1 protein-coding gene and 1 pseudogene are annotated in these 2,205 nt (G+C 69.3%); both read left to right on the top strand.

The features are described from left to right. A partial coding sequence (locus tag AC3WJI_RS21560) for a vWA domain-containing protein (RefSeq protein ID WP_492759362.1) occupies positions 1-1,531 on the top strand: 1,531 nt, incomplete at its 5' end. A 141-nt stretch (positions 1,532-1,672) separates the two neighbouring features. After that, positions 1,673-2,205 (top strand): annotated as a pseudogene (locus AC3WJI_RS21555) (hypothetical protein); the annotation flags it as partial.

The raw sequence follows: 2,205 nt of genomic DNA, 5'->3' as shown, positions 1-2,205 counted from the left end.
CGCCCCGCCCCCGCCGCCTGCACCCGCCGTCATGGGCCGCGCTTTTGCGGCGAAACCGGAGCCTTGGCCCGGCCACGGCCCGTATTACAGTGACGTCGGACGCGACAAGTTTACTGCCACCGCCGAGAACCCCTTCAAGGTCGCGCGCGAAGAGCCGGTTTCGACCTTCTCGCTCGATGTCGACACGGCGTCCTATGCGTTCGTGCGCGCCTCGCTCAACCGCAACTTGCTGCCACAGCCGGCGGCGGTGCGGACCGAGGAGATGATCAACTATTTCCCCTACGACTATGCCCCGGCACGCACCGCCCAGCAGCCATTCAGCACCAATGTCGCGGTATTCCCCAGCCCCTGGTCGCCCGGGCGCAAGCTCGTGCGGATCGGGGTCAAGGGTTATGAGATCCAGCGCGCGACGCGGCCGCGCGCCAACCTCGTCTTCCTGATCGACACGTCGGGATCGATGAACGACCCCAACAAGCTGCCTCTGGTCAAGCAGTCGCTCGGCATGCTGGTCGACCAGCTCGACGGCGACGACCGCGTGGCGATCGTGACCTATGCCGGCAGCGCCGGCACCGCGCTCGAACCGACGCCGGCGAGCCAGAAGGCACGCATTCTGGCGGCGATCGACCGGCTGGGCGCCGGCGGCAGCACCGCCGGGGCCGAGGGCATCCGCCAGGCCTATGCGCTCGCCGAGCAGAATCTCGATCCGCGCGGGGTCAACCGCGTGATCCTCGCCACCGACGGCGACTTCAACGTCGGCATCACCAACCAGGAGGAATTGAAGGGCTATGTCGAGCGCGAGCGCGGCAAGGGGGTGTTCCTTTCGGTGCTCGGCTTCGGGATGGGCAATTACAACGACGCGCTGATGCAGGTGCTGGCGCAGAACGGCAACGGCGCCGCCGCCTATATCGACACGGCGAACGAGGCGCGGAAGGCGCTGGTCGACGAAGCGACCTCGACCTTGTTCCCGATCGCCAAGGACGTGAAGATCCAGGTCGAGTTCAATCCGCGGACCGTCTCCGAATATCGGCTGATCGGCTATGAGACGCGGATGCTCAACCGCGACGATTTCGACAATGACAAGGTCGATGCCGGCGATGTCGGATCGGGGCAGACGGTGACGGCATTGTACGAGATCACGCCCGTCGGCGGCCCACGGGCAATCGGCGACTTGCGCTATGCGACGCCCGCGCCGCGCATGGCTGCCGCACAGAGCGACGAGCTCGGCTTCGTCAAGATCCGCTACAAGCTGCCCAAATCGGACACCAGCCGGCTGATCTCGACACCGATCGGGCGCAGCGTCGCCTTCGCGCGCTTCGACGATGCGCCGCGCGATGCGCGCTATGCCGCGGCGGTCGCTGGGTTCGCCGAGCTGCTTCGCGGCGGCCGGCATAGCGGGTCGCTGACCTTCGACGACGTGCTGCGCATCGCCAGCGCGGCACGCGGCGAGGACGCGTTCGGCTATCGGTCCGAATTCCTCCAAATGGTCCGCGCGGCGAAGACGGCGCGGGCGATGGCCGCCCTGGAGCGATAGGCCGGCACGGTGCGCCGCCGTCGATCGGCGGCGCACCCATTCATGCCTTCGACCCGGTCGAGATTGCCGCTATAGGTTCAGCCGATGACGTTCCGCTCCCCTAGTCGCGACTTCGCCGCCGGCGCTGCCGGGGGGGCATAAGTGGCCGGCGACCAGGATCTCGCGCAGTTGCTCCCCGAGCCTCCACCAGTCCGGCCGGCAGGGCGCGACGCCGCGATCGCCGCGGCGATGCGGCGCTTCGACGGCATCGAAGAGCCTGCGGCCAACCCCGCCCGCCCCCGCGCGCGGTGGCTTGCAAGCGGCTGGCGGCCGGCCGGCGCCTTCGCCTCGGTGCTGCTCGTCGCGCTGATCAGCATACCGCTGGCGCTGCGCGAACCGGGCGGGCCGATCGGAACCAGCCAGCCGCCAGCCCCTCGGACCACAGAAGTCGCGCAAAAGGCCGGCGACCCGCCACTGGCGCCTGCCGTTGCGCCGCTAGCTGGACGTGCCGACTGCGCCCGCGGAACTTGCGTAGGCGAGCCTGGAAAAAAGCAAGTGCCTGCCGCACGGCGTGTGGAAACTGCGCCTGTCACGAAAGTGGCGCGAGACAAGGCGCCCGCGGCGGGCGAGCAGGCCGAGACGCCTCCGCCAGCCTTCGCCGCGGCGCCGCCCCCCCCGCCGCGGGCGCCTTGTCT

It is taken from the genome of Sphingomonas sp. FW306-1B-B10E (assembly GCF_058782005.1).
This window is presented reverse-complemented; position numbering and strand designations above follow the sequence as displayed.